This is a genomic window from Luteimonas sp. J29, from assembly GCF_000472505.1.
Lineage (GTDB): Bacteria > Pseudomonadota > Gammaproteobacteria > Xanthomonadales > Xanthomonadaceae > Luteimonas.
Genome location: NZ_AWZR01000007.1, coordinates 196,140 through 222,772 on the forward strand (window position 1 = coordinate 196,140; position 26,633 = coordinate 222,772).

25 protein-coding genes and 1 pseudogene are annotated in these 26,633 nt (G+C 69.7%); 11 read left to right on the forward strand and 15 right to left on the reverse strand.

All coding sequences use genetic code 11. The annotated features are described in order from the left end of the window. Positions 1 to 9: 9 nt before the first annotated feature. From LUTJ29_RS17460 to LUTJ29_RS0112980, 4 genes are read right to left on the reverse strand one after another with little or no spacing between them, the layout of a single operon-like run. Positions 10 to 1,209, reverse strand: coding sequence for a TrbI/VirB10 family protein (locus tag LUTJ29_RS17460; protein WP_051323005.1), 1,200 nt, complete (start codon positions 1,207 to 1,209; stop codon positions 10 to 12). Further along, positions 1,206 to 1,973 carry a TrbG/VirB9 family P-type conjugative transfer protein gene (locus LUTJ29_RS0112970; RefSeq protein WP_051323006.1) on the reverse strand — a complete coding sequence of 256 codons (768 nt, stop codon included), beginning with the start codon at positions 1,971 to 1,973 and terminating at the stop codon, positions 1,206 to 1,208. The genes LUTJ29_RS17460 and LUTJ29_RS0112970 overlap by 4 nt, the downstream gene beginning before the upstream one ends. After that, entirely contained in the window at positions 1,970 to 2,851 is an 882-nt protein-coding gene (locus LUTJ29_RS0112975) for a type IV secretion system protein (RefSeq protein ID WP_027072887.1), read from the reverse strand. The genes LUTJ29_RS0112970 and LUTJ29_RS0112975 overlap by 4 nt, the downstream gene beginning before the upstream one ends. A gap of 17 nt (positions 2,852 to 2,868) precedes the next feature. Then, positions 2,869 to 3,279 carry a hypothetical protein gene (locus LUTJ29_RS0112980; protein WP_144774125.1) on the reverse strand — a complete coding sequence of 137 codons (411 nt, stop codon included), beginning with the start codon at positions 3,277 to 3,279 and terminating at the stop codon, positions 2,869 to 2,871. 710 nt (positions 3,280 to 3,989) lie between these two features. Between LUTJ29_RS0112980 and LUTJ29_RS18705 the strand changes: the two genes are divergently transcribed. The 3 genes and pseudogenes from LUTJ29_RS18705 (at position 3,990) to LUTJ29_RS0112995 (ending at position 6,850) form a co-directional block, all read left to right on the forward strand. Then, positions 3,990 to 4,550, forward strand: coding sequence for a hypothetical protein (locus LUTJ29_RS18705; RefSeq protein ID WP_144774124.1), 561 nt, complete (start codon positions 3,990 to 3,992; stop codon positions 4,548 to 4,550). A 40-nt stretch (positions 4,551 to 4,590) separates the two neighbouring features. After that, positions 4,591 to 6,264: pseudogene (locus LUTJ29_RS17465) on the forward strand (type IV secretory system conjugative DNA transfer family protein); the annotation flags it as partial. A 229-nt stretch (positions 6,265 to 6,493) separates the two neighbouring features. After that, complete coding sequence (locus LUTJ29_RS0112995; protein WP_043741394.1) at positions 6,494 to 6,850, forward strand: DUF3301 domain-containing protein; 357 nt, start codon at positions 6,494 to 6,496, stop codon at positions 6,848 to 6,850. Here LUTJ29_RS0112995 and LUTJ29_RS0113000 read toward each other — a convergent pair. The 6 genes from LUTJ29_RS0113000 to LUTJ29_RS0113025 form a co-directional block, all read right to left on the reverse strand. Beyond that, positions 6,843 to 7,289 (reverse strand): ClpXP protease specificity-enhancing factor, encoded by a 447-nt coding sequence (locus LUTJ29_RS0113000; RefSeq protein WP_027072891.1) that lies wholly within the window; start codon positions 7,287 to 7,289, stop codon positions 6,843 to 6,845. The two genes, LUTJ29_RS0112995 and LUTJ29_RS0113000, sit on opposite strands and share 8 nt — an antisense overlap. Positions 7,290 to 7,344: 55 nt before the next feature. Continuing rightward, a complete protein-coding gene (locus LUTJ29_RS0113005) occupies positions 7,345 to 7,980 on the reverse strand; it encodes a glutathione S-transferase N-terminal domain-containing protein (RefSeq protein ID WP_027072892.1) in 636 nt (211 codons plus the stop codon). 145 nt (positions 7,981 to 8,125) lie between these two features. After that, on the reverse strand, positions 8,126 to 8,869 hold the full coding sequence (locus LUTJ29_RS0113010; protein ID WP_027072893.1) for a cytochrome c1: 744 nt from the start codon (positions 8,867 to 8,869) through the stop codon (positions 8,126 to 8,128). Next, positions 8,862 to 10,121: a cytochrome bc complex cytochrome b subunit gene (locus LUTJ29_RS0113015; RefSeq protein WP_027072894.1), complete on the reverse strand. Its 1,260-nt coding sequence runs from the start codon at positions 10,119 to 10,121 to the stop codon at positions 8,862 to 8,864. The genes LUTJ29_RS0113010 and LUTJ29_RS0113015 overlap by 8 nt, the downstream gene beginning before the upstream one ends. 1 nt (position 10,122) lies before the next feature. Further along, positions 10,123 to 10,758 (reverse strand): ubiquinol-cytochrome c reductase iron-sulfur subunit, encoded by a 636-nt coding sequence (gene petA / locus LUTJ29_RS0113020; RefSeq protein WP_027072895.1) that lies wholly within the window; start codon positions 10,756 to 10,758, stop codon positions 10,123 to 10,125. Positions 10,759 to 11,053: 295 nt separating this feature from the next. Further along, complete coding sequence (locus tag LUTJ29_RS0113025) at positions 11,054 to 11,983, reverse strand: lytic transglycosylase domain-containing protein (protein WP_027072896.1); 930 nt, start codon at positions 11,981 to 11,983, stop codon at positions 11,054 to 11,056. 233 nt (positions 11,984 to 12,216) lie between these two features. Between LUTJ29_RS0113025 and miaB the strand changes: the two genes are divergently transcribed. The 8 genes from miaB to LUTJ29_RS0113065 all read left to right on the forward strand — a co-directional run bounded on the left by miaB (position 12,217) and on the right by LUTJ29_RS0113065 (position 21,672). Next, positions 12,217 to 13,632 (forward strand): tRNA (N6-isopentenyl adenosine(37)-C2)-methylthiotransferase MiaB, encoded by a 1,416-nt coding sequence (gene miaB, locus LUTJ29_RS0113030; RefSeq protein ID WP_027072897.1) that lies wholly within the window; start codon positions 12,217 to 12,219, stop codon positions 13,630 to 13,632. 80 nt (positions 13,633 to 13,712) lie between these two features. Beyond that, a complete protein-coding gene (locus tag LUTJ29_RS0113035) occupies positions 13,713 to 14,696 on the forward strand; it encodes a PhoH family protein (protein WP_027072898.1) in 984 nt (327 codons plus the stop codon). 263 nt (positions 14,697 to 14,959) lie between these two features. Next, positions 14,960 to 15,694: a hypothetical protein gene (locus LUTJ29_RS0113040; protein ID WP_027072899.1), complete on the forward strand. Its 735-nt coding sequence runs from the start codon at positions 14,960 to 14,962 to the stop codon at positions 15,692 to 15,694. Between the two features lie 48 nt (positions 15,695 to 15,742). Further along, on the forward strand, positions 15,743 to 16,228 hold the full coding sequence (gene ybeY, locus LUTJ29_RS0113045; protein ID WP_027072900.1) for an rRNA maturation RNase YbeY: 486 nt from the start codon (positions 15,743 to 15,745) through the stop codon (positions 16,226 to 16,228). Positions 16,229 to 16,352: 124 nt separating this feature from the next. Further along, entirely contained in the window at positions 16,353 to 17,234 is an 882-nt protein-coding gene (locus LUTJ29_RS0113050; RefSeq protein ID WP_027072901.1) for a transporter associated domain-containing protein, read from the forward strand. A gap of 46 nt (positions 17,235 to 17,280) precedes the next feature. Continuing rightward, positions 17,281 to 18,477 carry a DUF4105 domain-containing protein gene (locus LUTJ29_RS17470; protein ID WP_051323007.1) on the forward strand — a complete coding sequence of 399 codons (1,197 nt, stop codon included), beginning with the start codon at positions 17,281 to 17,283 and terminating at the stop codon, positions 18,475 to 18,477. 104 nt (positions 18,478 to 18,581) lie between these two features. Continuing rightward, on the forward strand, positions 18,582 to 20,615 hold the full coding sequence (locus LUTJ29_RS0113060) for a glycoside hydrolase family 97 protein (protein ID WP_043741396.1): 2,034 nt from the start codon (positions 18,582 to 18,584) through the stop codon (positions 20,613 to 20,615). A 58-nt stretch (positions 20,616 to 20,673) separates the two neighbouring features. Continuing rightward, complete coding sequence (locus LUTJ29_RS0113065) at positions 20,674 to 21,672, forward strand: magnesium and cobalt transport protein CorA (protein WP_027072903.1); 999 nt, start codon at positions 20,674 to 20,676, stop codon at positions 21,670 to 21,672. On the opposite strand, the gene LUTJ29_RS0113070 is transcribed toward LUTJ29_RS0113065, so the two are convergent. The 5 genes from LUTJ29_RS0113070 to LUTJ29_RS0113090 all read right to left on the reverse strand — a co-directional run bounded on the left by LUTJ29_RS0113070 (position 21,669) and on the right by LUTJ29_RS0113090 (position 26,604). After that, entirely contained in the window at positions 21,669 to 22,667 is a 999-nt protein-coding gene (locus LUTJ29_RS0113070; RefSeq protein ID WP_027072904.1) for an ArsA family ATPase, read from the reverse strand. The two genes, LUTJ29_RS0113065 and LUTJ29_RS0113070, sit on opposite strands and share 4 nt — an antisense overlap. Continuing rightward, positions 22,658 to 22,936 carry a cory-CC-star protein gene (locus LUTJ29_RS0113075; RefSeq protein WP_027072905.1) on the reverse strand — a complete coding sequence of 93 codons (279 nt, stop codon included), beginning with the start codon at positions 22,934 to 22,936 and terminating at the stop codon, positions 22,658 to 22,660. The genes LUTJ29_RS0113070 and LUTJ29_RS0113075 overlap by 10 nt, the downstream gene beginning before the upstream one ends. Next, a complete protein-coding gene (locus LUTJ29_RS0113080; protein WP_255327223.1) occupies positions 22,936 to 24,783 on the reverse strand; it encodes a carbon starvation protein A in 1,848 nt (615 codons plus the stop codon). Before LUTJ29_RS0113080 ends, LUTJ29_RS0113075 begins: the two co-directional genes overlap by 1 nt. A gap of 3 nt (positions 24,784 to 24,786) precedes the next feature. After that, a complete protein-coding gene (locus LUTJ29_RS0113085; RefSeq protein WP_043741459.1) occupies positions 24,787 to 25,185 on the reverse strand; it encodes a GtrA family protein in 399 nt (132 codons plus the stop codon). A gap of 159 nt (positions 25,186 to 25,344) precedes the next feature. Beyond that, positions 25,345 to 26,604, reverse strand: coding sequence for a DUF819 family protein (locus LUTJ29_RS0113090; RefSeq protein WP_043741398.1), 1,260 nt, complete (start codon positions 26,602 to 26,604; stop codon positions 25,345 to 25,347). Positions 26,605 to 26,633 lie beyond the last annotated feature (29 nt).

Consider the following 26,633-nt stretch of genomic DNA (forward strand, 5'->3'; position numbering starts at 1 on the left):
CTTCTCCGGTCAGCGCAGCACGGCGGCGAAGTCGACGTCCTGGGCAACGTACACGTTGATCATCGTGCCCTGGTTGATCGTCACGGTGGGCGGGCGCGCCATGTTTCGCTCAAGCGCAATATTCGCCATGCGCTCCAACGTCCTGGCGGTGTTGCTCTCGTAAGGGTTCTGTACCGCGACCCCATCAGTGAAAGCCGTGGATTGGGGTCCGTGCTTGGCGCCGGCATACTTGAATGCATCGCTGAGCATGCTGATCATCAGTGCGGACGAGATCCGCTGCCCCCAGTGCGCGCTGTAGTGACCCTCGTTCCCGGCTGATCCGAGCATGTCAACACCCGGACTGCTCATGTTGACGTCCAGGCCGTTGGGCGTAGTGATCCGGTCCCAGACCACCGCCGCGCGCCTCCCGACGATCGCGTCCGACTGGTATCGGCCCATCACCTTCGATCCACGTGGAAGCAGCAGCTTGCGTCCGTTCACGGAGTAGACGGGCTCGGTCACGATGCAGGATGTGAAGCCTGGCACGTCGGTAATGATGCGCGACTCGAGAATGCAGCGGATGTACGTACCGCGGAGCAGCAGCGTGTCCGGGTTGTAGAGCGGTTGCGCGGTCGAACGCCGGCTGGCTCCGCTCGCAGCCGGCAGGGGCGGCGAGGCGGGGGGACCGCTCTCCATCGACATGATCCTGGCGTACTCCTCCGGCGTGACCCGGCCGGGTCCGGTGGCAACGTCTCCGCCACCGTGTATGCCGGTCACATCGATTCTCCGACGATCAAGCAGCGAAGGGGCCCCGCTTCCAACCGGCCACGTCGGGTCGCTCGCGGACGCCGCAGCAGGCGTGTCCTGGACGACGGGAAGTGGCGGCAATTCAGGCTCCATCGCCACGGGAACGGTGCGCTCGGGTGGCAGGTCCGGCAATGCGGGGGCCTCCGGGATCACCAGCTGCTGCTGGACGCGCGCCGGGGTCGCCACCGGCTTGTCGGACATCGCGCTGTTGAATATGAGCACCGCCGTCACCAGCAGCAGCACGACCAGCCCAGACAGGAACAGCAGCGCCTTGCGGTTCAGCCGCTGGACCTCGGTGGAGCTGAGATAGGGGGCGGACGCGTCGAGGTCGGGCGCGCCCATTGCCTCGTGGCGCGCCCCGTATGGATTCCGGTGGGGAGGCACGTCATGCCCGCCGCCGGGCCCAGCGGTCGCCTCGCTCATCGTTCGCTCCTCCTGCGCAGGCCCACCGCTTCGTCGCCGTGCCTCAGCACGAGATACGGATAGGTGCCGTGCACGATGATCGTGTCGCCTTCTACCGTCGTATTGACGATGAACTCGTCCCCGTTCTCGCGCTGGCGCCCGAATACCGCCGGGAAGTTGCCGCTGGGGAACCGCGTCCGCGCGCCCATCCGGATGTAGGTGAACTGCAGATCGTCGTAAACCGTCGAAGGGACCAGCCAGGTGGCGCCCTTGCGCCGGTACGCGACGTCGTACGCGAAGTGGTAGGTTCGACCGGGCTGCAGCCTCGTGCTGAGCTCGTACGGCTCCTCCGCCGGATCGTCTGCAACGGCGAAAGCGGCATCTCCTGGATACGTGAACCGGATGCGGTACTGGACCCCGGCCGCCTTGGCCTGTTCCAGCGCCCGCCAGTCGGTGGCGACCACTTTCAGTTCCAGCACGTACGTATGGACCGCGGTCCTGATCAGGAGGTTCGTGTCGACGTCGATGTCCCTGGGCTTCAGGTAGAACACATTGTCGCGCCGGTTCAGGTCCCAACCGGCGCTGAAGCCGGTGCTGTAATCGAGAATCTCCTCGTGCGGACTTAGCTCGATCTGGGTAGTAATGCCCAGTCCGGTCCGCACCTGGTAGATGCGATCCGGTTCGTACGCGTACTCGTCCAGCGGCTGCGCCTTCGCCATCGCGGCGACGACGCAGAGGCAAACCAGTGCCGCGGCGCGCAGCGCGCAGGCCAGCACCCGGCTCACTGCAAGCCTCCCGGCGACGCCAAGGTGGGCTCGTCGCCCGCCACGGGCACGTGACCCGCGGGCGCGATCGTACCGCCCTCGCCGTGCCCGTGGCCCCGCGATCCGGGCGCGATGATCTCTTGCGGACCAGGGAACACGGGCTCGGGGGCCGGCGGAACGCCGTAGTCGTTGTCCACCCGGTAGTCGGTGACGAGAAACCCCAGCGGATTGAGCAGCCGATCCCGCTCGTCGAACTTCAGGTCCGGATCGTAGATGAACTCCATGGTCGCGATCTTGCCGTCCATGACCTGGCTGCTTCCGTCAAGCTTGTTGAAGAGGCTGCGCTGGAAGCGCACCGTCGCGCCGCGCGGAGGCCTTCCCTGCGTCCCGGGAATGAGCGAAATGCTGAGTATGCGGATCCTGATTGCGAACTTGTTTCCGTACTGGTTGTAGGGCCGCCGCGGATTCGACTCCGCGTGCAACGTACGGAACGCGGGCGCCACGCGGGCGCCAGCCATCGCCAGCGTCTGGCGCCAGTTCTGCTGTCCGATGATGCCGGTATCGTACGATTCCCGTGCCAGCACGAACTGCGCGACGTTGCTCTTGTTGACGGCCTCCTGCGTCGTGATCGCCGGATCCTGGAAGTCGCCGACGAGGCGCGCGACCGTCGCGGTCCCTGTATAGGGATCCGCCATGACCAGGTACGGAACCTTTTCCTTCAGCGGCAGGAGATGGAAGTAGCCGGCCATCAGGACCATGGCCATGGCCATGGCCACACCAGCCACCAGCCACGCGCGGCGCTCGCTTCTTCCTGCGCGCTCTGCAAGCGACAGCTCGTAGTTCACGCCGCGCGCGACCACCGCGTTCACCGCCTGCGTTGCCCTCTTCTTCCCGAACATCCCTGTTCCCGTCCGCCTCAATCCGATTGGAGTTCGTCGAGCGAAGCAATGGGCATGCCGCGGGCCCGAGCCACCACGATCCTGCCGTCATCCATGAAGATCTTGATGCCTTGCCCGATGTATGCCGAGGTCAAGGCCGCTGTCGCGGCGGCGAGGTCATGCGTACGGATATCGGCCACTCGCGCATGCAGCGTGTAGTCGTAGTCGTGCTCGTAGGACAGTACCCGTCCGGCGTCCCGCGCCCACCGTTCGAGCATGGACTTGAGTGTCCCGTCCGCTGGCGTGGCCTGGTACAGGTAGGCGTGTCGCAGTGGAATCGGTTGCGGAGTCTCGGCGAACCGGTTCAGCGGCACCCAGCGACCGCCGATGTCCCGCGCCTCGGGCGTGGCGCAACCCGCCATGGATCCGGCAAACAACATCGCCAGCAACGCGCCGTTCCGTCCTGAGATTGTCACTGCCTTCCCCCTGCACGCCACTTGCGGGCGCACGTACCCCACCTGACCTGCCATCAGGCAAGACCAGACCGACCGCGCACGGCATGACCGGCGCGCCATGGACTCATTCGAGACAATGGAGAGGCGCAATCGCCTCTGAGCGAATGGGACCGTGCAAGCTCCTTTTGTTGTCCGACCAGGTTCCTTCCTGAGTCCCGCATCCCCGGCACGCCGCTGGCGGCCATCCGGGACAAGCGATTGCATGCCAAGGCATGCGACTTGAACTTATCCCGGTGCTGCGCGGTCGTCAAGCACCCTTCGTGCATACTGCGTCACATGCCGGCTCCCGCAAGAGGAGCCACTAACTGCGGTTGCGGCGGACGGGCGCCTGATCCAAGATCGCACAGGCTTTCGGGCGCATACCACGGGGTCAGGCCGCCAGGAAGGTGGTCCACTGGAGCGAAGGCTCCGACCGGAAGCGGGGCGGCCTGCCAGGCGCGGCCGTCGATGAACCGGCCACAGTTCGAGGGATCGACGCATGACGGCACATGGAACGTGTCCACCCTTCCGTGACAACCTTTCCGACGTGCCGTGCCGACCCGGTCTCGGCGGCGCATCCACGGCCGTTCCCTCTCCAGGTCGCCACCTTCACCCGCGGGGGGCCCATCCTTGCGATCACGCTTCTTCTTCGCAAGGAGGCTGACATGGAGCAGAAGTCGGTTGAGGAGTTCGTCGCCAGTGCCGCCTTGCTGGGTGCACATCTCACTCGGCAATGCGAGTCCGCGTGCGCCCAGTTGCACGATCTCTCCGTCTCGCTTTCCCGCGCCATGGACGAAGGCCAGTCACGGCTCGCGGCCAGCGCCCGCGACGCACTGCGGGAGTCCATGGCCACGGAGCTCCCGGCCGCCCTGCAGGTTCTCGGCCAAGGAACTCGCCAGCTCCATGCGATGATCGAGCGGGCGCGCGTCGAGCAGGCCGCGCTGGAACGGCGTGCGCGCTGGATGGGGCTCAAGGCGGTTGCAGTGGCGCTGGTGGGCGCGCTCGCCGCAGTGGCCGGCTCCGGCTACGTGGCCGCGATCAACGTCGCGCGCAGCCGCGAGGCGACGGTGCGCCTGGAGGTGATCAAGGCGCTGGACGAGGTGACCATCACCTCGTGCGACGGTCGACCATGCATCAAGCTCGCGGACGGCCTGCGCCGCTGGGAGAGGAACGACCACTACGTACTGGTCGACAGCGATCCGCCGCCGGAACTGCAGCCCCGCTGACCGGATCGAAACTGCCACCGTCCCCAGAGCCAAGGAAGACATCGTGGACAACAGGATCATCGCAGCGCTCGCCGCCACCGTGCTTTGCGTGTTGGCCACCCTCTACTTCTCCGGCTGGCTGGCGCTGATGTTTCTCGGACTCGATCCCGGCCAAGGCAGCATCGGGACCTACCTTGGTTACTTGCGGCACATCGAGCATCCCGCGGTGTCGCGCTACTCGACGCGCATCATCGTTGCAGGGGCAATGGCGGGCGGACTCATGCTGCTGGTATGGGCGTCGTTGATGGTGATGCTGTTGAAGCCGCGCGACCACAGGAACATCCACGGCCGCGCGCGCTTCGCGACGCTGGTGGAACTCGCCAGCCGCGGATTCCTGCGTCGGCGGGACGATGGAATCGTGATCGGTCGGATGAATGGAAGGATCCTGCGCCTGTCCGGGCAACAGTTCGTGATCCTCGCCGCACCCACCCGCTCCGGCAAGGGCGTCGGCGTGGTGGTTCCGAACCTGCTGGATTACCGCGAATCCGTCGTGGTGCTCGATATCAAGCAGGAGAACTTCGATCTAACCTCGGGCTGGCGCAAGTCCATCGGGCACGAGGTCTACCTGTTCAATCCTTTCGCGGAGGATCGCCGGACACACCGCTGGAATCCGTTGTCGTACGTGTCGCAGGATCCCGCCTTCCGGATCTCCGACCTCCAGGCGATCGCGGCCATGCTGTACCCGGACGGTGACGACAAGGACCGCTTCTGGTGCAGCCAGGCGCGCAATGCGTTCGTGGCCTTCGCGCTCTACCTGTTCGAGACACGCGAAGCACAGCTGCGCGAAGGCGCAGTCCTGGATGCCCTGCCCCAGCCGACGCTGGGCGCGGTGCTGCGACTGGCGGCTGGCGATGGTGGCGAACTCAAGCCCTACCTGCAAGGCCTGATGGGCAACCCGGCGATCGGCGAACACACCCGGACAGCGTTCTCTGGCCTCCTGTCCCAGGCCGACGTGACCTTCGCGTCGATCATCGGCACCTTCCGCGAGCCGCTCAACGCCTGGCTCAATCCGGTTCTTGATGCGGCCACCGGCGGCGACGACTTCCGCCTGGACGAAGTACGCCGCAAGCGCATGACGATCTACGTCGGCATCCAGCCGGACAAGCTGGCGGAGAGCAGGCTGGTCGTGAACCTGTTCTTCAGCCAACTGATCAACGTCAACACCCGCGCACTTCCGCAGAGCGATCCAGGCCTGCGCCACCAGTGCCTGCTGCTGATGGACGAATTCACGTCGATCGGACGGGTCGATATCATCTCCCGCGCAGTCGCCTACATGGCCGGCTACAACCTGCGACTGCTGCCCATCATCCAGTCGATGGCGCAACTCGACGCCGTATACGGAAAGGAGCTGTCCCGCACGATCATCACCAACCACGCGCTGCAAATCATCTTCGCTCCGCGCGAGCAGCAGGATGCGAACGATTATTCGGAGATGCTCGGCTATCGCACCATCAAGCGCAAGGCGCGAACCCGATCCCATGGAGGGGGCAGTCACGTGTCCGACAACGAGGTGCTGGAAAAGCGTGCGCTGATGCTGCCCCAGGAGCTCAAGGCCCTCGGCCCGCAGAAGCAGATCATCCTCTACGAGGCCCTTGCCAATCCGGCGCTGTGCAGGAAGATCCGCTACTACAAGGATGGCTACTTCACCCGGCGTCTCCGGCCGAAGGTCGAGATTGCGCCGCTGCGTGTGCCCTGCGACCGGTTGATGCGGCCGACGACGCCCGGCAGCGGCAGCACGATGGCGTTGGACATGCGCGTCCCGCACCCGTCCGCGACGGCGGACCGCGTGGGCTAGTCCGGCCCCGGGGCGCGATCCGGCCCGCATTGGCCCACCGCGCGCGCAGGGGCTTTGCGCCCTGCCGCTGGCAATTGCAATCGCCAGCCGCTGACGCCACATTGCGCCCATGCCCGACTTCCCCACCCTGATCTTCCTGATGCTGGCCGGTTCGGCGGCCTATGCCTGGTGGAATTCCGCGCGCGCCGCGGCCGAGCGGGCCACGCAGCTGGGGCGCGACGCCTGCCGGGCGGCGGGGGTGATCTGGCTGGACCAGAGCGTGCACGCCAGCGGCCTGCGGCTGCGGCGGCGCGAGGACGGGCGGCTGGGCCTGGAGCGCCGCTTCCGCTTCGAGTATTCCGAGGACGGCATCGACCGCCACGTCGGGCAGCTGGTGCTGCACGGGGAGCGTCTGGTCGCGTTCAGCGGCCCCGCCCGCGCGGCGCAGGCGGTGACCCTGCACCCGGGCCGCGGGGCGGCTACTTGATGACGCGCAGGTGCGAGCCGCGGCGCGGCGCGGGCTCGTCGCCGGGGCCATCGCCCGGGCCGTCGGACGGCGGGGTGGGATCGTCCTCGGGCGGCGGGTCGCCGTGGCCGACGTCTTCCGGCAGGGCCATGCCCTGCCCGGTCTCGCGGGCGTAGATCGCCAGTACCGCCCCCACCGGCACCTGCACCGGGTGGCTGACGCCGCCGAAGCGGGCGGTGAAGCGCACCGCGTCGTTGTCCAGTTCCAGCCGCGCGACCGCACGGTCGGCGATGTTGAGCACCACGCGGCCGTCCTTGATGGTGTGCGCGGGCACGCGCACGCCCGGTTGCGATGCGTCCACCAGGATGTGCGGCGTCATGCCGTTGTCGGTGATCCACTCGTACAGCGCCCGCAGCAGGTACGGGCGGTGGCTGGTCATCGTGGGTGGGGAATCTGGCATCGCGGGTCGTGGGCCCCGTGGCGCGCCCGCCGCGCAGGCGGCCGGGCGCAGCGGATCAGTCCGGCAACTCGCGCAGGTTCTTCTCCTGCGGGGTGAGGCTGCGCAGGAAGCCGGGATTGCGGAAGATGCGGTTGCCGTACTCCTCGATCACCTTGCCATCCTTGGGCAGCGGCACGTCGAGCGCGGGCAGGCGCCAGATGATGGGGGCCATGGCGCAGTCGGCCAGGCTCATCTCCGGGTTGAGGAAGAACTTGCTGGCGCGGAACAGCGGCACCGAGGCGGTGAGCAGCTCCTTCAGGCGCTTGCGGCCGGCGTCGGCCTGCTGCTTGCCGCCGTACTGGATCGCCTGCACCTGCGGCACCCAGTCGTGCTCGATGCGCAGCATGGCCAGGCGCAGGCGGGCACGCGAGAGCGGGTCCACCGGCATCAGCGGCGGATGCGGGTAGCGTTCGTCGAGGTATTCGCAGACCACGCTGGCCGCGTACAGCACCTGGTCGCGCTCGGCCAGGGTCGGCACCGAATGGTACGGGTTGAGGTCGATCAGGTCGGGCGGGGGGTTCTGCGGGTCCACCGGCACCAGGTCGTACGCCACTCCCTTGGCGGCCAGCACCAGCCTCACCCGGTGGCAGAGCACATCGTCTACGGCCGAATACAGCGTCATCGCGTTGCGCATACGTGGACTCGCAGCCATGAAGGCCTTCTCCCGCGACCGGAATCCGCCGGTCGCACGGTGCCGGCCGCCCCTCGCGGCAGGTCACCACGGTCTGGCATCCCCGCAGCAGCCGGTGGCGCGGTCCCGATCCCGCGGGACCGCACTCCCCCGGCCGGGGTGCAACTCAGTGCACGTCCCTCCAGTACTCGTTCTTCAGCAGCCAGGCCAGCACGGACAGGAAGGCCAGGAACAGCACGACCCACACGCCGATGCCCTGGCGCTTGATCGCGACCGGCTCGCCGGCGTACTCGAGGAAGGTGGTGAGGTCGCGCACGGTCTGGTCGAACTCGGCCGGGCTCTGGGTGCCGGGGGTCGAGATCTCCAGGTGCTCGACCGGCGCCTCGCCGGTGGCGTCCGGCTCGCCGTACACCGCGTGCTGCAGGCCCTGCTGCTTCCACAGCGGGTTGGGCATCGAGGCGTTCGGGAACAGGGTGTTGTTCCAGCCGAGCGGACGCGATTCGTCGAGGTAGAACGACTTGAGGTAGGTGAACACCCAGTCGCTGCCGCGCACGCGGGTGATCAGGCTCAGGTCGGGCGGCACCTGGCCGAACCACTCCGAGGCCTTGTCGGCCGGCATCGACGACACGATATGGTCGCCGAAGGCCGCGCCGGTAAGGTTGAGGTGGGTCATCACCTCTTCCTCGGTCAGGCCCAGGTCCTCGGCCATGCGCGAATAGCGCAGGTACTTCAGCGAGTGGCAGCCCGCGCAGTAGTTCATGAACAGCTGCGCGCCCCGCTGCAGCGACGCGCGGTCGCTGATGTCGGTGCCGGCGTGCTGCAGGTTGCCGCCGCCGGCGGCGAGCACGGAGAACGACAGGAGCATGCCGCAGGCGAACGCGGCGATGCGGGCGAGGAAGGTCTTATTCATGCATCGTCACCCGATCCGGCACCGGCTTGGTCTTGTCCCAGGCCGTCCACAGCGGCATGGTCAGGAAGAACACGAAGTAGTAGGCAGTGAGGAACCGGCCGATGATGGTCTCGACCGGGTCGGTGCCCGGACCGGCGCCGATCTTGCCCAGCCAGATGAAGCTGATCGCGAACAGCCCCAGCAGCACCTTCGACAGCAGGCCGCGGTAGCGGTAGGACTTCACCTTCGCGCGGTCCAGCCACGGCACCAGGAACAGGATCGCGATCGCGCCGAACATCACCAGCACGCCGGACAGCTTGTGCGGCACCACGCGCAGCATCGCGTAGAACGGGGTGTAGTACCACACCGGCTTGATGTGCTCGGGCGTCACCAGGCGGTTGGCCTCGGTGAAGTTGTCGTGCTCGAGGAACCAGCCGCCGAACGCGGGCGCGAAGAAGATCACGAACGCGCAGATGACCAGGAAGCAGCAGACGTAGAAGCCGTCCTTCACCGTGTAGTACGGGTGGAACGGGATGCCGTCGGCCGGCGCGGCCGGCGACCAGCGGTTGCCCTTCGGGCCCTTCTTGATCTCGACGCCGTCGGGGTTGTTCGACCCGACCTCGTGCAGCGCGAAGATGTGCAGCACCACCAGCAGCAGCAGCACCAGCGGCAGCGCGATCACGTGCAGGGCGAAGAAGCGGTTGAGGGTGGCGTCGCTGGGCAGGTAGTCGCCCATGATCCACTCGGTCAGGCCGTTGCCGACGACCGGGATCGCGCCGAACAGCGAGATGATCACCTTGGCGCCCCAGAACGACATCTGGCCCCAGGGCAGCACGTAGCCCATGAAGGCCTCGGCCATCAGCACCAGGTAGATCAGCATGCCGACGATCCACACCAGCTCGCGCGGCTTCTGGTACGAGCCGTACATCAGGCCGCGGAACATGTGGATGTACACCACGATGAAGAACATCGAGGCGCCGGTGCTGTGCATGTAGCGGATCAGCCAGCCCCACTCGACGTCGCGCATGATGTACTCGACCGAGGCGAACGCTTCCGCGGCGCTCGGCTTGAAGTGCATCGTGAGGAAGATGCCGGTGACGATCTGGTTGACCAGCACCACCAGCGACAGCACGCCGAAGATGTACCAGATGTTGAAGTTCTTCGGAGCGTAGTACTCCGACATGTGCTTCTTGTAGAACGGCAGGAAACCCGGCGCACGCGCGGTGAACCAGTCCCAGACGCCGTTGACGCTGCGAACGATCACGTTGGACATCTCACGCCGCTCCCGGGTCGACGCCGATGACGATGGTGTTGTCGTCGGCGAAATGGTGTGGCGGCACCGCCAGGTTGGTCGGTGCGGGCACGCCCTGGAAGACGCGGCCGGCCATGTCGAACTTCGACTTGTGGCACGGGCAGAAGTAGCCGCCCTTCCACTCGGGGTCGAACGGCTCCGGGCGGATCTCGGCGACCATCTCCGGCGAGCAGCCCAGGTGCGTGCACAGGCCTACGAGCACCGAGATCTCGGGCTTGAGCGAGCGCAGCTGCGGGTTGGCTTCGGCGATGTAGGCCGGCTGCTGGTCGGCGTTTTCCGAGTTCGGGTCGCGCAGCAGCGGGTCCAGGGTGGGCAGCGCCTCCAGGATCGCCTTGGAGCGCTTGACGATCCAGATCGGCTGGCCGCGCCATTCGACGATGATGCGCTGGCCTTCCTGCAGGGCGCTGATGTCCACCGTCACCGGGGCACCGGCGAGCTGCGCACGGGCGCTCGGGTTCCAGGACTTGATGAACGGGACCGCCGCGAACCCCACGCCGACGGCGCCGACGGCCAGTGTCGTGCCGGTGAGGAACCGACGCCTGCCCTTGTGGTCGGGCTCCCCGCCGTCGGCGGGATCCAATACCGCTTCGTTGGCCATCCGGCTCTCCGCGAAACCTTTTCGGTAGCTGTCTAGGAATGTGGCTGCCGCGCATCGCCCCGTCCCCGGAGGCGTGCGCAAAGAACAATGAAGTGTAGCGGAACGCTGAATCCGGCGACAACGTCTGCGACCGCCGGGCGCCTGATTTCCCTGCCGGCTCAGCAGCTTGCGGCGGCCGCACGGCCAGGCGGCCGCGGCCGCCCGGGTGCCGGCGCAATGGCCGCGGCAAGGGTCGCGGACGCCATCGGCCGGCCCGCGCGGGTGCGGGGCCGGGACGCGCGGCGCGGCGCCGGGATCAGTTGTTGGCGGCCAGGTGGCCGCGGTAGCGCTCGGCCAGCTGGGCGACGCGGACCACGTAGCGCTGGGTTTCGCTGTAGGGGGGCACGCCCTTGTAGCGGTCCACCGCGCCCTCGCCGGCGTTGTAGCCGGCGGCGGCCAGGGTCAGGTCGCCGTTGTAGCGCTTGAGCAGCCAGGCCAGGTACTCGACCCCGCCGCGGATGTTCTGGGCCGGGTCGTAAGGGTTGGCCACCCCGAAGCGCCGGGCGGTGGCGGGCATCAGCTGCATCAGGCCCTGGGCGCCGGCGCGGGACAGGGCGTTCGGGTTGAAGGCCGACTCGGCGTGCATGATCGCGCGCACGATCGCCTCCTCGACCCCGAACTGGGCCGCGGCCGCCTTGATCTCCGCGGCGTAGGCGGTGGTGTTCAGGCGCACGGTGCCGAAGTTCACCCCCGGCAGCGGGGCGCAGGCGTAACAGGTCTCGAAGAAGCTGTAGCGGATGGTGCGCACCGCGCTGCTGGCGACGCCGCCGCGCGGCGGCTGGCTGGTGTAGTGGCGCACCCCGTCCTTGACGTAGGAATAGACCTGCCCCTGCTGCAGGCGGCGCTGCGGCGTGGAACCGGACGACGCGGTGACCGCGGGTGCAGGGGCAGGCGCGGACGTGGCCCCGGACCCGCCGCCGCCCATGAAGGTGGCCGGAGGGTTGGCGCTGGCCGAGGCCGGGATCGCGGACCCGCCGGACGCGGCGGGCGGCGGGCGCTGCGCGGACGCCGACGAGCTGCGGTAGCTGGTCACGGCCTTGCAGGTGGCGCCGGGAACGCGCTTGCTGACGTAGCTGCGCTGGCCGTCGGCCGTATCGCAGCGGTAGATGGTGCCGGCGAACGACGGCGGGGCCAGCGCCACGAGCGCCAGCCCTGCGACCGCGATCAGCCCCCATCCCCCTTTCATGCGCGCAGTGTCCACGCTTCCGGCCCGCATTCCAAGTGCTTGATTGTTAAACGGCGCACGGTTCCGGAACCGGACGCGGCCGGCCACCGGCCGCGCCAGGCCCTACACTAGCGGGCCGGCGGGGGACCCCATCGCGCCGGCAGGCGCCCGCCGCGCCCGCCCGGGCGCCCGGTTCCCCACCCGGATGCCCACCCCTCCGGCCCGGATTCACCGCCGCGCCCCGGAACACCGCCATGACCGAACTGCCCATCCTCGCGGATCCCGCGTCCGCCCCGGCCACGCCCCGCCCCGCCGGCGGCCCGCGCGGCAAGCTCTTCATCCAGACCCACGGCTGCCAGATGAACGAGTACGACTCGGCCCGCATGGCCGACGTGCTAGCCGCCAGCGAGGGCCTGGAGCTGACCGCCAACGTCGAGGAAGCCGACGTGGTCCTGGTCAACACCTGCTCGATCCGCGAGAAGGCGCAGGAGAAGGTGTTCAGCCAGCTCGGCCGCTGGCGCCTGCTCAAGGAGGAGCGCCTGCGCAGCGAGGGCCGCGAGGTGATCATCGGCGTCGGCGGCTGCGTGGCCTCGCAGGAAGGCGAGGCGATCATCCGCCGCGCGCCGTTCGTGGACCTGGTGTTCGGCCCGCAGACCCTGCACCGGCTGCCGGAGCTGATCCGCGCCCGCCGGGAGGAAAAGCAGCCGCAGGTCGACATCAGCTTCCCCGAGATCGAGAAGTTCGACCGCCTGCCCGAGCCGCGCGCCGAAGGCCCGTCGGCGTTCGTGTCGATCATGGAAGGCTGCTCGAAGTACTGCAGCTTCTGCGTGGTGCCCTACACCCGCGGCACCGAGATCAGCCGCCCGTTCGAGGATGTGCTGGTGGAGATCGTGCAGCTCGCCGGCCAGGGCGTGCGCGAGGTCAACCTGCTGGGCCAGAACGTCAACGCCTACCGCGGCGACATGGGCAACGGCGAGGTCGCCGACCTGGGCCTCCTGATCCGCACCATCGCGCAGATCGACGGCATCGACCGGATCCGCTTCACCACTTCTCACCCGCTGGAGTTCTCCGACTCGCTGGTCGAGGCCTACCGCGACGTGCCGCAGCTGGCCAACTACCTGCACCTGCCGGTGCAGTCGGGCAGCGACAGGATCCTGGCGGCGATGAAGCGCGGCTACACCGCGCTCGAGTTCAAGCAGAAGATCCGCAAGCTGCGCGCGGTGCGGCCGGACATCTCGATCAGTTCGGACTTCATCGTCGGCTTCCCCGGCGAGACCGACGCCGACTTCGAGAAGACGATGAAGCTGATCGAGGACGTGGGCTTCGACCAGAGCTTCTCCTTCATCTACTCGCGCCGCCCGGGCACGCCCGCGGCCGACCTGCCCGACGACGTGTCCGACGAGGTCAAGCACGCGCGCCTGTCGCGCCTGCAGGCCACCATCAACGCCAACGCCGCGCGCATCTCTCAGGCGATGGTCGGCACGGTGCAGCGGATCCTGGTCGAGGGCCCCTCAAGGAAGAATCCGGCCGAACTGACCGGCAAGACCGAGAACATGCGCTCGGTGAACTTCCCCGCGCCGGCGCGGCTCGTCGGCCGGTTCGTCGACGTGGTGATCACCGAGGCCATGAGCAACTCGCTGCGCGGCCGCGTGGTGGTCGACGGCGACTGACGACGCGCCCGGCCCGCCCGCCACCGGCGCGGCGTTACAGTACCCCCTCCCCCCAGCCGGACCGCCCGGACCCAGCGCCAATGACCCGCCCGCAGCGCGACTTCACCCTCGACCCGCCCGACACCGAGCGGCTGGCCAACCTGGCCGGTCCGTTCGACGCCCACCTGCGCCAGATCGAACTGCGCATGGGCGTGGAAATCGCCAACCGCGGCAACGTGTTCCGGGTGACCGGGGCCGACGAACGCGCGGTGGCGCGCACCGAGTCGCTGCTGCGCCAGCTCTACGACGAGGCGGCGGGCGAGCCGCTCGACGCCGGCGCGATCCACCTGCGCCTGTCGGCCGCCGGCGCCGCGCGCGACGACGACGAGGTGTTGCCGCAGGAGGTGGCGGTGCGGGTCAAGCGCGGCACCATCCGCGGGCGTGGCCCGAACCAGGCCAGGTACCTGCACGCGATCGCCACCCACGACATCAACTTCGGCGTCGGCCCGGCCGGCACCGGCAAGACCTTCCTCGCCGTCGCCATGGCGGTCGATGCGCTCAACCAGTCGCGGGTGCAGCGCGTGGTGCTGGTGCGCCCGGCGGTGGAGGCCGGCGAGAAGCTCGGCTTCCTGCCCGGCGACCTGAGCCAGAAGGTCGATCCGTACCTGCGCCCGCTGTACGACGCGCTGTACGAGATGCTGGGCGTGGAGAAGGTGGTCCGGCTGCTGGAGAAGAACGTCATCGAGATCGCGCCGCTGGCCTACATGCGTGGCCGCACCCTCAACGACGCGTTCGTGATCCTGGACGAGGCGCAGAACACCACCATCGAGCAGATGAAGATGTTCCTGACCCGCCTGGGCTTCGGCTCCACCGCGGTGGTCACCGGCGACATGACCCAGATCGACCTGCCGCGGCACGTGCGCTCCGGGCTCAAGGACGCGATCGAGGTGCTGCGCGGCGTGGACGGCGTCAGCTTCACGTTCTTCCAGCCGCGCGACGTGGTCCGGCATCCGCTGGTGGCGCGGATCGTGGACGCCTACGACCGGCGCGACGCCATGGATGCGGAGTCCGGCCCCCAGGGCTAGGATGGCCTGGCCGGGCGCCGGGGAGCGCCCGCGAGCCCTGGAGCCCGCGATGCCCGGAGTCCGACATCAGGCCGGCTGCCTGCTCGCCGTGCTGCTCGCCTGCACCGCCGCCCGCGCCGAGCCGCCCTCCGGGACGGCCGTGGCGCCCGATGCGCCGGCGCGCGCCCTGATCGAGCGCACCTGGGTGGTGGCCCCACGCCAGGTCGGCGACTTCGTCCTCCAGCACGCGCACTACGACCCCGCGCAACGCTTCGCCGGGGGTCATGCTGCGCTATGCGCTGCCGGGCCACGACGAGACGCGCATCGACCTGTTCATCTATCCCTTCGGCCAGGACCGCGCGGAAGCGGCGCTGGACCACGGCATGCGCGATTTCGTCGCCAGCCTGCGGACGGCCGAACGGGAGGGGCGGTTCCGCGCCCTGTCGATGTCCGACGCGGTGGCGTTCGACCTGGGCCAGGCGCCCGCGGACGGCGACGGGCCCGGCAAGCGCAGGCGCGACCGGCGCGGGTCGGGGGACGCGGACGTCGAGCGGATGCTCATGGAGGCGCTTGCCGCGGTGGACCGGCGCATCCGCGGCCGCAGGCTCGACCTCGCCTTCGAGTATCCCGGCCAGGTCGAGGGCGACTGGTTCGCGATGCATTCGCGCGGCTACCTGTTCTACCGCCACCTGTACTTCTTCAAGGGGCGGGTCAGCGCCACGGCCGCGCGCATCGACCGCGGGCGTTTCGCCGCGCTGGCCGACCGCGCGATGCGCGAGCTGGTGCCCGCGGTGCAGGCTTACAACGTCGGCGGGTGCGCCGACACCACCCTCCACGTGGACCCGGGACTCCCGCGACGCGAAATGCAGCAGATGCTCCTGCGCGGGATGGTGGCGGCCCAGGCGTCGCTGGAGGCGGGCAACTGCCGCGACGCGGCCGACGAGGCGGAACTGGCCGCGCTGTCCCACGACGCCGAGCTGGTGCTGGTCGAGTACCCCGCCGACGACTGGCGCGACTGAGCGGGCGGCCTCGCGCCCGGCGGCGGCCGCGCGGTTAGACTGGGCGCCATGACCAGGGGCCCCATCCGTCTGGACGTCGCCGTCGGCTACGCGGTCCCGCGCAAGGGCCTGCCGTCGGCCGTCTCGTTCCGCAAGTGGGTGGCGGCCGCGCTGGCCGGCCGGATCCGGGAGGCCGACCTCGCCATCCGCCTGGTCGGCACCCGCGAGGGGCGCGCCCTCAACCGCCACTACCGCGGCCGCGACTACGCCACGAACGTGCTCAGCTTCCCCGCCGACCTGCCCGAGGGGCTGCCCCCGGGGATCCGGATGCCGCTGCTCGGCGACCTGGTGCTGTGCGCGCCGGTGGTGCTGCGCGAGGCGCAGGAACAGGGCAAGCCGGTGGCCGACCACTTCGCCCACCTCACCGTGCACGGGGTGCTGCACCTGCTCGGCTGGGACCACGGCAACGCCGTGGAGGCCGAGGCCATGGAGCAGCTCGAGCGCGAGATCCTGGCCGGGCTGGGCATCGCCGACCCGTACACGCTGCCGGGCTAGGCCGGGACGGCGCCGGCCACCGCGCCAGGCCGTCCGCAGGCGGGGGATTTGGGGCCCCGCCCCGGGTCCGTTAGACTGGACCCGCCGCCCACCCGGGCGTATGCCAGATCAAGCACTTACTGCAATGTCCGAGGACGACAGTAGCAGCGTCTCCGACCAACCGGAAAAGACCCCGGAACGAAGGCGCAGTTGGCTGGAACGACTCAGTTCCGCCATATCCGGCGAGCCCAGCACTCGCGACGACCTGATCGAACTGCTCCGCGACGTCCAGTCGGACGGGCTGATCGAGGCCGACACCCTGCGCATGATGGAAGGCGCGCTGGCGGTGTCCGACATGACCGTCGCCGACGTCATGGTGCCGCGCGCGCAGATGGTCTCCCTGCCCGCCGACGCCCGCTTCCTCGACCTGATGAAGAAGGTGGTCGAATCGGGGCATTCGCGCTTCCCGGTGCACGGCGAGGACAAGGACGAGATCCTCGGCATCCTGCTGGCGAAGGACCTGCTGCGCGGCGTGGTCGCCGACAACGGCCCCTCCTCGATCCGCGAGCTGCTGCGCCCGGCGGTGCTGATCCCCGAGTCGAAGAAGCTCAACGTGCTGCTGCGCGAGTTCCGCCAGTCGCGCAACCACATGGCGATCGTGATCGACGAGTACGGCGGCGTCGCCGGCCTGGTCACGATCGAGGACGTGCTGGAGGAGATCGTCGGCGAGATCGACGACGAGCACGACGACGCCGAGGATCCCGAGGCGCTGATCGCGGCCCAGGCCGACGGCCAGTACGTGGTCGACGCGCTCACCCCGATCGACGACTTCAACGAACGCTTCGGCGCCGACTTCGACGACGACGAGTACGACACCATCGGCGGCCTGGTCACCGCGGCCATCGGCCACCTGCCAGAGGCCGGCGAGGAACTCACCCTCGGCCGCTTCGGCTTCCGCGTGGCCCGCGCCGACGCGCGCCGGCTGCACGCGCTGCACGTGACCGTGCTCGGGAATGGGACGGACTGAGCATGCCGCTGCCCTGCCCGCACGCGCGCCGGCGGCTGGCGCGGCCTTGAACGGGTCGCCGGCGCGCGACGCCGTCGTCCGCACCGCGCTGCTGGCGCTGTGCCTGCTGCTGGCCCCGCTGGCGCAGGCCGCGCCGCGCATCGGCGTGGCCACCATGCTGCCCGGCGAGATCTTCTTCGAGCGCTTCGGCCACAACGCCATCGTGGTCGACGATCCCGCGCTGCCCGAGCCGGTGTCGTACAACTTCGGCTTCTTCGACATGGAGGAGCCGGGCTTCATGGCCCGCTTCGTGCGCGGCGACATGCGCTACCGGCTGGTCGCGCTGCCGCTGTCGCACGACCTGGCCTACTACCGCGAGGTCGGCCGCGGCGTGTCGATCCAGTGGCTGGACCTCGACCCGGCCCAGGCCGGGGCGCTGGCGGCGGCCCTGGCCGAGAACGCGCGGCCGGAGAACGCGGTCTACCGCTACGACTACTTCACCGACAACTGCTCCACGCGGGTGCGCGACGCGCTCGACCGCGCGCTCGGCGGCGCGCTGCGGCGCCAGGTCGCGGGGCGTTCGCGCGGCAACACGTTCCGCGGGGACGCGGTGCGCCTGGCCTCGCCCGCGCCGTGGATGTGGCTGGGCTTCGACCTCGGCCTCGGGCCCGCCGCCGACCGCCCCAACTCGCTGTGGGAGGACGCCTTCGTGCCGATGCGCCTGGCCGACGTGCTTGCCGGCGTGCACCTGGACGACGGCCGCCCGCTGGTGATCGCGACCGAGGAGATCCTCCCGCACCGGCTGGCGCCGGAGCCGCCGGAGTCGCCGCGCCGCTGGTGGCCATGGCTGCTGGCCGGCCTGGCGCTGGCGGTCGCGATCCGCCTGGCCGCACCGCGCCATCCGCGCGTGGTCGCGGGCGCGGCGATGGCGCTGTGGACCGCATGCACGGTGCTGGGTGCGGCAATGCTGTTCCTGTGGGTCGGCACCGGGCACCGCTTCGCCTGGGCCAACCACAACCTGCTGCTGTTCCCGCCCCTGAGCCTGCTGCTGCTCCACGGCGGCTGGCGCATCGTGCGCGGGCGCGCGCCCGGCGTCGCGTTCCGCGTGCTCGCCTGGGCGGTGGCGGCGTGCGCGGTGCTCGCGCTGTTCCTGCACCTGCTGCCGGTGCTGCCACAGCGCAACGCGCACTGGATCGCGCTGATGTTGCCGGTGCACCTGGCGCTGGCATGGGCCCTGGCGGCCCGTCCCCGCGCGACCGGCTGAGCAGGTCCGCGCGCGCTCGCCGCGTGCATGCATACGTATGCGACGGGCGCACCCACGGCGCCGTGGCTACCATCGGCCGATCTTCACGAGGGAGGAGACGCACGATGTGGATCCATCGACTGTCCGCGCTCGTGTTGCTGTGCGCCGCACCTGCCGCCGCGCAGGACGCGCCAGCGACCGCGGGCGCGTGTTCGCCCGGCAACGTGGTGTGCGTCGAGCTGGGGCTGGATGGCGACGGCCGGCCGAGATACGCGGTCACGCGCGCCGGGCGGCAGGTCCTCGCGCCATCGCGCCTGGGCATGATCCTGGCCGATGCACCCAAGCTCGACCGCAACCTCGCGATCGCCGACGTCCGCCGGTCCACCTTCGACCAGACCTGGGAGCAGCCCTGGGGCGAGCGCCGCGAGATCCGCAACCACTACAACGAGCTGACGGTCACCCTGCGCGAGAAGTCGGGTCCAGGGCGCGACTTCGACGTGGTGTTCCGGCTGTACGACGACGGCCTCGGCTTCCGCTACGTGTTCCGTCGCCAGCCGGCGCTGGAGCGGCTGGAGATCGTCGAGGAGCTGACCGAGTTCCACCTCGCCGAAGACGCCGCGGCGTGGTGGATCCCCGCCTTCGAGTGGAACCGCGCCGAGTACCTCTACCACGCGACCCCGCTGCGCGAGGTCGGCGACGCGCAGACCCCGATCACGCTGCGCATGGATGACGGCATGCACGCGTCGATCCACGAGGCGGCGCTGGTCGATTACGCCGGCATGAACCTGACCCGGGTCGAAGGCCGCCGCCTCAAGGCCGCGCTCACCCCCGGCACCAGCGCGCGGGCCAAGGTCTCGGTCGCCACCCCGTTCCGGACGCCCTGGCGCACGCTGCAGCTGGGCATGCGCGCGGGCGACCTGGTCGAGTCCCCGCTGATCCTCAACCTCAACGAACCCAACCGCCTCGGCGACGTGTCGTGGGTCAAGCCGATGAAGTACGTCGGGGTGTGGTGGGAGATGCACATGGACCTCAAGTCCTGGGCCTCCGGACCGAAGCACGGCGCGACCAACGAGAACGTGCGCCGGCACATCGACTTCGCCGCCCGCCACGGCTTCGGCGGGGTGCTGGTGGAAGGCTGGAACCTCGGCTGGGACGGCGACTGGTTCGGCAACGGCGAGGCGTTCAGCTTCACCCGGTCCTATCCCGACTTCGACCTCGAGGCGTTGAGCGCCTACGCGCGCGAGAGGGGCGTGGTGCTGATCGGCCACCACGAGACCTCGGGCCACGCCGCCCACTACGAATCGCAGATGGACGCCGCGTTCGACCTCTACCGGCGCGTGGGCGTTCCCGCGGTCAAGACCGGCTACGTCGCCGACGCCGGCCAGGCCAAGGTGCGCGACGCCGACGGCAACCTCGTCTTCGCCTGGCACGAAGGCCAGGACATGGTGAACCACCACCTGCGCGTGGTGGAGGCGGCGGCCAGGCGCCGGATCGCGGTCAATCCGCACGAGCCGGTCAAGGACACCGGCCTGCGCCGCACGTATCCGAACTGGCTCACCCGCGAAGGCGCGCGCGGCATGGAGTACAGCGCCTGGGGCCAGCCGGGCAATCCGCCGGGGCACGAGCCGACCCTGGTGTTCACCCGCCTGCTGGCGGGGCCGATGGACTACACGCCGGGCATCTTCGGCATGGAGACCCGGGCGCCCGGCGGCGTGGAGACGACCTGGGCCAAGCAGCTGGCGCTGTACGTGGTGATCTACAGCCCGCTGCAGATGGCGGCCGACCTGCTGGACAACTACGAACGCAACCCCGGCCCGTTCCAGTTCATCAAGGACGTGCCGGTGGACTGGGAGGCCACGCGCGTGCTCAATGGCGAGGTCGGCGAGTACGTGACCATCGCGCGCCGCGAGCGCGGCGGCGACGACTGGTACCTGGGCGCGGTGACCGACGCGCAACCGCGCACGCTCGAGGTCGCGCTCGACTTCCTCGAACCCGGCCGCCGCTATACCGCGCAGGTGTACCGCGACGGCGACCGTGCCGACTACCGTGGCAACCGCGAGGACATCGTGATCGAGGCGCGCGAGGTCACGTCCGTCGACACGCTCACCCTGCGCCTGGCGCCCGGCGGCGGGCAGGCGATCCGGTTCGTGGCGCAGTAGCCCATCCTGGCGGGCGGCTCCGGTTGCCGCCCGCCGCCGGCGGGCGCAGGATGCGCGCATGGAACAGACCGCCCCCGCCAATCCGCCCAGCGTCGTCAACTCCATCGTGTACGCGGGGGACGGCGCGCATCGCGACGTGCCGCTTGGGCGGATCGGCGCACTGCTCGCGCGCGATCCCGGCAGCTTCGCCTGGATCGGGCTGTACGAGCCCGACGACGCCGTGCTCGAACGGCTGCAGGAACAGTTCGGCCTGCACGACCTGGCGATCGAGGACGCGCACAAGGCCCACCAGCGGCCCAAGCTCGAGGGCTACGGCAACTCGTTCTTCCTCGTGGCCAGCACCGCGCAGGTGGTGGACCGCAGGATCGCCTACGGCGAGACCCACGTGTTCTTCGGTCCGCGCTACCTGATCACGGTGCGGCACGGCGCCTCGCTGTCCTATGCGGCCGCGCGTGCGCGCATCGAGCGCGAGCCGGAACTGCTGGCGCTCGGCCCGGCGTTCGGCCTGTACGCGGTGCTCGACGCCATCGTCGACAACTACGTGCCGATCGTGGACGAGTTCAAGGCGGCCCTGCCGGCGCTGGAGAAGGACATCGTGAGCGACTCGTTCGACCGCGACACCGTGATCCGGCTCTACGACCTCAAGCGCGAGCTGACCTACATGCAGGTCAACGTGGCGCCGATGCAGGACGTGCTCTCGCAGCTGGTGCGCAGTGCCAACCCGCTGCTGCCGGAGGAAGTGCGGGTGTACCTGCGCGACGTGCTCGACCACAGCCTGCGCATCAACCAGACCATCGACGTGCTGCGCGACATGCTCGGCACCGCGCTCACGGTGAACCAGGCGCTGGTGACCCAGGCCCAGGGCGAGGTGGTCAAGCGCCTCGGCGCCTGGGCCGCCCTGCTGGCGGTGCCGACCCTGGTCACGAGCTGGTACGGGATGAACTTCCGTGCCATGCCGGAGCTGGACGGCCGCTACGCGTATCCGGCGCTGCTGGTGGGGGTGGCCGCGATCTGCGTGGGGCTGTACCGCCGGTTCCGCCGGATCGGCTGGCTCTAGCCGGCGCCTTCGAGCAGCGCGGCGAACCGCGCCAGCGCCGCCTCGCCCACCACGTCTTCGGCCAGCAGCGGCAGTTCCACCCGCGGAATCGACGGCAGCGCCGCGTCGAGCGTGTCCAGGTGTACCTGCTCCTGTGCGCGCCGCCCTGCCAGGAAGCCACCGGCGTCGGCGGGCGAGCGCCGGTTGACCACCAGCGCCGCGACGTGGACGCCCGCGGCCTCGAGGCTGGCCTGGAACTCGATGGTCTCGAGCACCGGAAGCCGTTCGGCGGCGAGCACCACCACGAAGGCGGTGGCCTGCGGGTCGGCCATCGCCTCGCGCAGGTGCGCGAACAGGTGCCGCCGCCGCTCCAGTACCGCCCGGATCGCCTGGTCCCGGTCGCCCGCGGTACCCGGCGCCGCGCCGCCGCCGATCGCGCGCTCGGCCACGCCATCGTCGCCGCCGAGGTTGCGCAGCGCGGCGCCGAAGCGCGCGCTGCGCTCCTGGCGGCGCAGCAGGCCGTCGGTCCAGGCGGCCATCATCTCGGGCAGCGCCATCAGCCGCGCGGTGTGCCCCGAGGGCGCAGTATCGAACACCAGCAGGTCGTGCTCGCGCGGGGCGTCGTGGACCAGGGTCGCCACCCGCTCGAGCAGCGCCGCCTCGTGCATGCCCGGCGCATCGCGCGACAGGGCCAGGTGGCGGTCGACCTCGCCGGCCAGGTGCGGCGGCATCAGGCGACGCAGCGAATCGCCGACCTGGCGCAGGTGGGCGTCGACGGTGGCCGCGGGATCGATCTCCACCGCCTGCAGGTTGTCGACCAGCGCGCGCGGCTCGGGACCGATCGCGCGCTGCCAGAGGTGGCCGAGGCTGTGCGCGGGGTCGGTGGAGACCAGCAGCACCCGCCGGCCGGCGCGGGCCTGGGCCAGCGCGACGGCGGACGCGACCGTCGTCTTGCCCACCCCGCCCTTGCCGCCGAAGAACAGCATCCGCCGCCCGGCGGCGAGGGTCAGCAGCATCCGACGTGGTCCAGCGGCGAGCGCTCCATGCCCATCCGGCGGTGCCAGTCATGGAAGCGCTCGTACATCACCGGCATCAGCTCGAGCGTGTACCAGGAGGCGGGATTCGGCACGCCCAGGGCCTCCGAGTACACCAGCAGCATGAACAGGTCGTCCTCGTCGCGTCTGGCCCGGGCGAAGGTGCGCCGGTACGGCGCCGCGTAGAACTCGCCGAGGGCGGCCGAGAGGCGCGCCCACCACGATTCCGCCGGCGCCGCCGGTTCCCGCATCAGGCGCGCTCCGACTCCAGCGTGCCGTCCGGCGCCGCGTTCGGGTCGCGGCCCTGACGCATCGCCAGCACCGCCTCGAACGACACCCACAGCGCGGCCACCAGGATCACCAGGTCCATGCCGAACAGCAGCCAGTTCTCCTGGGCCTTGAAGGTGCCGAGCTGGACGATCAGCGCGTACACCGACATCACCAGCAGGAACGCCAGCGGCACCAGGGTGAAGACCGGATTGCGGCCCTTGCGGATCAGGATCACCGACACCACGGCCAGGGTCAGCGCCGCCAGCAGCTGGTTGGTGGTGCCGAACAGCGGCCAGATCACCATGCCGCCGCTGCCGTCGCTGCCGGCGCCGAAGGCCAGCGCCATGCACACGGCCAGCGCCACCACCGTGCCCAGGAACGTGCCGACCTTGAAGCCCGCGAGCTCGGCCGCTTCCTGCACCACGAAACGCTGCAGGCGCAGGCCCGTGTCCATGGTGGTGGCCGCGAACAGGATCGCCATCGTCGCCAGCAGCGTTGCGCCGAGCTGCTCCGGCATGCCGAGACCCTCGATCAGCAGCGCGTCGCCGCCATTGACGAAGGCGCCCACGCCGCCGCCGCCGAACTGCGCGTACACCGCCTGCCAGTCGACCAGCGTGGCGAAACCGGCGGTGCAGCAGATGATCGCGGCCAGCGACAGCATGCCCTCGCCGATCGCGCCGAAGTAGCCGACGAAGCGCGCGTCGGTTTCCTTGTCCAGCTGCTTGGACGTGGTGCCCGAGGCCACCATGCCGTGGAAGCCGGAGATCGCGCCGCAGGCGATGGTGACGAACAGCAGCGGCATGATGCCCGGCGTGCCTTCCGGCACCGCATGGTTGATCGGCGGCGCGACGATCGTCGGCGAGGCCAGCAGCACCGCCACGTACAGGATCCCGAGGCCCACGAACAGCTGCAGGCCGTTGATGTAGTCGCGAGGCTGCAGCAGCACCCACACCGGCAGCAGCGAGGCGATGCCCGCGTACAGGAACAGCAGCACGATCCAGGCCGAGCGCGGGGTCATGCCGAGGATCGGGTCCGGCAGCACGATTGGATAGCTGTTGCCGACCAGGATCAGCGCGTAGAGCACGATCACGCCGCCGATCGACGGCCACAGCAGGCCGACCTTCCAGCGGTAGATCAGCTGGCCGATGACCAGCGCCACCAGGATCGCGCCCCAGACCGGGATCACCGAGGTCGGCGTGGACACCAGCAGGTTGGCGATCACCACCGCGAAGGCCGCGTTGACCATCAGCAGCAGCAGGAAGATCACGACCAGGAACAGGTTGCGCCCACGGCGTCCGATGTAGCTGCCGCTGAGCATGCCCATCGACTTGCCCTTGTTGCGCACGCTGGCCCACAACGCGCCGAAGTCGTGCACGCCGGCGAAGAAGATCGTGCCCAGGGTCACCCACAGGAACGCGGGCAGCCAGCCCCAGATCACCGCGATCGCGGGGCCGACGATCGGCGCCGCGCCGGCCACCGAGGTGAAGTGGTGCCCCCACAGCACGAAGCGGTTGGTGGGCACGTAATCCACGCCGTCGCGCATGGTATGTGCGGGCGTCGGGTAGTCGGCCTGCAACCGGTAGATCTTCTCGGCGATGAACTTCGAGTAGAACGCGTAGCCCAGCGCCATCGCGCCAAGTCCGATCAGCATCAGGACGATTGCATTCACAGTGTGCTTCCCCCGGCTTGCTTCGGTCCCCGCGAGATTACTCCCTCGCGGGCCTGATCGGCACCCTGCGATAGTCGACGGCCTGCTGCATTGCAGCAGGCAGGTGCGTGTATGGCGCGCGGCCACCGCTTCCGCGGCAGGCGTCCGCCCGCCCGCCATGGCTCAGCGGCGTGGGGCGCCGCGGAAGACCAGCCTGGACAACACCAGGTAAGAGACCACCACCACCACCGAGCCGGAGGCAAGGAAGTTCACCGCTTCGGGCAGGCCGGCGCGCTGCCCGGCCCGCGCCAGCAGGCCGACCATCACGGCGTTGAGTGCCTGCAGCAGGCAATAGCGCACGAAGGCCGGTGCAGCCGCGCTGCGGTCACGGAAGGCGAACCTCCTCTGCAGGGCGAACGTGGGCGGTATGGACGCCAGCGTCGCGAGCAGCGCCGCGGGGCCGGCAGCGAAGCCGGGCCAGCGGACCAGCAACATCGACAGCATGAAATAGAGCGCGAACCCCATTCCGCCCGCCAACACGAATGCGAGCTTGCGATGCAATCCCTCGCGCAGACGGCCCATCACCTTCCGCCTCCCCGGCAGCATCCGCGATGCGCCTGCGCCAGGTCGGCCACGACGTCTCCCGCCGACGGGCGGACCGCAGACACCTCCCCGACCGGATGCGCCGATCGACGCGTCCGGACCGCGGGAATGCCGCACATCGACTTCGGCTCCGCCGGCTCAGGCACCAGCCATCATGCGCAGGATCTGGCCGATGCCATAGGCGACGAGGGTGCCGGTGGCGTAGCCGACGGTGCCCAGCAGCACGCCCACCGGAGCCAGAGTCGGATGGAAGGCGGCCGCCACCACCGGCGCCGAGGCCGCGGCGCCGATGTTGCCCTGCGAGCCGATCGCGAAGTAGAACAGCGGCGCCCGCACCAGCTTCGCCGCGCCCCACAGCACCAGGATGTGCACCGCCATCCAGACCACGCCCAGCAGCAGCAGCCAGGGCCGGTCGGCCAGGTGCAGGAAGTCCATCTGCATGCCGATGCTGGCGATCAGGAAGTACAGGCAGGCGCTGCCGATCCTGGCCATCCCGGCGTTCTCCAGCCTGCGCACTGGCGTGAAGCTGAGCAGCAGGCCAGCGACGGTCGACCCCACCACCACCCAGACGAAGCTCGAGTCCAGGCTGAAGCGTGCCGCGTTGGGCACGTGGGCCGCGAACCAGGCTGCCAGCGGCGTGGCCACCGCGTGCGCGAGGCCGACGATGCCGAAGCCGACGCCGAGGATCACCATCAGGTCGGTCAGGGTCGGGATGCGCGCGTTGGCGGCCTCGTAGGCCTCGAGCCGCGCCTTCATCTCGTCGATGGCGCGGGTGTCCGCGCCGCTGCGCGCGTCGATCGTGGCCGCGCGACCGGCCAGGAACAGCAGGGTGGCCATCCAGAGGTTGGCGACCGCCACGTCCACCACCGCGAACTGCCCGAACAGGGTGGCATCGACCCCGTACAGCTCGCGCACCGCGACCATGTTGGCGCCACCGCCGATCCAGCTGCCCGCCAGCGCGGCCATGCCCTTCCAGACGTCGCCGGCCACCACGTCCGGCTTGAGCCATTCGAACAGCTGGAACGACACGATCGCGCCAAGGGCGATCCCGAGCGTGCCCATGCAGAACACGAACAGCAGCTTCGGGCCCAGCCGCAACACGCCCCTGAGGTCGATGGTCATGGTCAGCAGGACCAGCGCCACCGGCAGCAGCACGCGACTGGCGATCGGGTTGTAGATCGTGCCCTGGCTGCCGTCGATCAGGCCGACGGTGTTGTAGATCGCCGGCACGAAGTAGCACAGGAGCAAGGCCGGGACCCAGGCGAAGAACTTCTTCCAGAACGGCGTCGGCCCGCTGGCCAGCCAGAAGATCAGCCCCAGGGTCGCGGCGATCAGGCCGAACACGACGATGTCGTTGGTGATCAGCGCGGTCGACGGGGCATCGGTCTCGATCGCCATGCGGGACTCCGTGGGATGGCCGGGCGCAG